4 protein-coding genes are annotated in these 2,436 nt (G+C 63.6%); all 4 read left to right on the top strand.

What is annotated here, in order from left to right:
* Positions 1-127: 127 nt before the first annotated feature.
* The 4 genes from ACWDRB_RS67675 (at position 128) to ACWDRB_RS67690 (ending at position 2,422) form a co-directional block, all read left to right on the top strand.
* Positions 128-349 (top strand): hypothetical protein, encoded by a 222-nt coding sequence (locus tag ACWDRB_RS67675; protein ID WP_449912844.1) that lies wholly within the window; start codon positions 128-130, stop codon positions 347-349.
* A complete protein-coding gene (locus tag ACWDRB_RS67680; protein WP_449912847.1) occupies positions 346-795 on the top strand; it encodes a hypothetical protein in 450 nt (149 codons plus the stop codon). Before ACWDRB_RS67675 ends, ACWDRB_RS67680 begins: the two co-directional genes overlap by 4 nt.
* A gap of 167 nt (positions 796-962) precedes the next feature.
* Positions 963-1,460 carry an SRPBCC family protein gene (locus ACWDRB_RS67685; protein WP_449912850.1) on the top strand — a complete coding sequence of 166 codons (498 nt, stop codon included), beginning with the start codon at positions 963-965 and terminating at the stop codon, positions 1,458-1,460.
* A complete protein-coding gene (locus ACWDRB_RS67690) occupies positions 1,457-2,422 on the top strand; it encodes an amidohydrolase family protein (protein WP_449912852.1) in 966 nt (321 codons plus the stop codon). Before ACWDRB_RS67685 ends, ACWDRB_RS67690 begins: the two co-directional genes overlap by 4 nt.
* Positions 2,423-2,436 lie beyond the last annotated feature (14 nt).

Below are 2,436 nucleotides of genomic sequence, written 5' to 3' on the forward strand. Positions count from 1 at the left end.
GAACGCAGCACTAGTGGGGTGACCACGAAGGTTCACCGGGTCGTGTGAGACATCGATCTAGGGATGCGCGGTGATGCCACGCTGCCAAGGGCTATGGGGATCGGCGAAATAGACGAGCGGGATCGACGTGGAGATCGTCGAACGAAACCCCGCCGGCCAGGGGTTCGTCCCCCAGCCGAAACGATGGATCGTTGAGCAGACGTACGGCACCTTGATGTTGCACCGGCGCCTGGTCCGCGACTATGAACACCTGCCGGCCAGCTCCGAATCACGGGTGTACTGGGCGATGAGCGATGTGATGTCCCGCCGGCTGACCCGCGCCCCCGCACCGTCGTGGCGGTCGACATGACCAGGCCAGACGCACAGGAGCCGGACCCCGGCACGTGGCTGTTGAACAAGATCGACGCCCGCGAGCGGGCCCTGACCGGCCAGATCGAGCAGACCCAGGCGGAGATTGACGCCATGGCCGCGCACCTCGGCGAACTGCACGAAGCGATCGAGCACCTGCGGATCACCCGTAAGACCCTGCTGTCTCTCGCCGACGAACCCGGACCCGAGCCGGCCCCACCGCCTCTCGTAGTCCCCGACCACCCCGCCTACCGGCAGATTCTGGGCGCCTTCGCCGACCTCGGCCGCCCGCTACGAGCTCGTGACCTCTGCGAGGCGCTGGACCTGCCCATCGCGAGGAAGAACACCGAGAACATCCGCGCCAAGCTCAAGCGCCTGGTTAACCAGGGCATTCTCGTCGAGACCGAGCCAGGATTGTTCGCTCAGCCACGCCCCCGGCCCAGCTGATAACGCCCTGACCAGCCTGCCTTCCCCAAGGCAAAGGACGAAAGGGGCATCAACTCGCGCAACGCCCACTGAGCGTGGTAAGTCCGGAATTCTGATAACCTGAACAATGATGTACGAGTTTGATTTAAAACGCCTGGGTATCCGGGTGACGAGCAAGGGAGCGACCTGTGTTCGAGTTCACTGAATCGATCCTGATAGAGGCGTCGCCCCCTGCCGTATGGGAGGTGCTGCGCGACATCGACGGATGGTGGCCGGCATCCAACTTCGAACATGAGAGTCTTGAACGCCTCGACGACCGCGGCATCCAGGCGGGTGCACGGATCCGGATCCGGGAGAAGATCGCGGGCATCCCCGGCGAGGCCATTGGTGAGATCACCCGGATCGAGCCGTTGTCGGAGGTGACCTGGGAGGCTCCTCACGCGCGCTACCGCTGGCACGGGATCCCGATCACCATCGGCGAAGGAGTCACCTGGCGGATCGAACCTCGTGAGGGCGACACCGTCCACCTGAGCGCGCACGTCTGGGCCACCTTCCCCTCCGGACGGCTCGGCCGCTTCCTGGAATGGTTCTTCACCCACCCACTCGGCGGTGTCGAGAAGGACCGCGAGCACACCCGCGTCGAGCTTCACTACCTCAAAGAAGTCATCGAAGGCGACGTCAAATGACGAAGATTATCGCCATAGAGGAGCACTTTTCCCACCCGGCCCTGCAGCATCCCGAAGCACTGGCCAAACTGCGCGAGCACCCCCAACTCACCCGCATTCAGGAGAAGCTTGAGGATGTGGGTACCGGCCGGCTGGCGGACATGGACGCCGCGGGCATCGACGTCCAAGTCCTTTCACACACGGTTCCGGGCGCTGAGGCTCAAGAGCGGGCTCAGGCCCTACCCGCTACTCAGGCGGCCAACGACGCTTTGGCGGATGTCGTTGCGGCATATCCGGACCGCTTCGCAGGCTTCGCGGCATTGCCGATGCGCAACCCCGAAGCCGCGGCCGCAGAACTGGAGCGTGCTGTGGACATGCTTGGCTTCCGCGGCGCCCTGATAAATGGCACTGTCGGTGACTGCTTTCTCGACCAAGCCGAGTTCGCGCCGGTGCTGGAGCGTGCCGAAGGCTTGCAGGTGCCGATCTACCTGCACCCATCGTTCCCGCCGGAGCCGGTGGCCAAGATCTATTATCGCGGGCTCGACCCCGTCATGGCCAACCTGCTGGCCACTGCCGGCTGGGGCTGGCATGCGGAAACGGCATTGCACGTCCTTCGGCTGATCGTGAGCGGGACACTCGACCGGTTCCCTCATCTTCAGCTGATCATCGGTCACATGGGAGAGATGATCCCGTTCGCGCTGGATCGGATCAACACCGTTCTCAGCCCGATGGCCCGACACCTACGCCAACCGGTAGCCGATTACTTCCAGACCAATATCTTCTTCACCACAAGCGGATACATCACATCCCCGCCGCTGTTGTGCGCGCTTTCAGTAGTCGGCGCCGAGCGGCTGATCTTCTCCGTGGACTATCCCTACACTGCTAACCAGCCCGCCCGTGCATTCCTGGAAACCGCGCCCATCAGCCCGAGTGACCGAGAGAAGATTGGCCACCTCAACGCCGAGCGGCTCTTGGGGCTCTAGCTAGTGCTGCGTTG

It is taken from the genome of Nonomuraea sp. NPDC003707, from assembly GCF_053587055.1.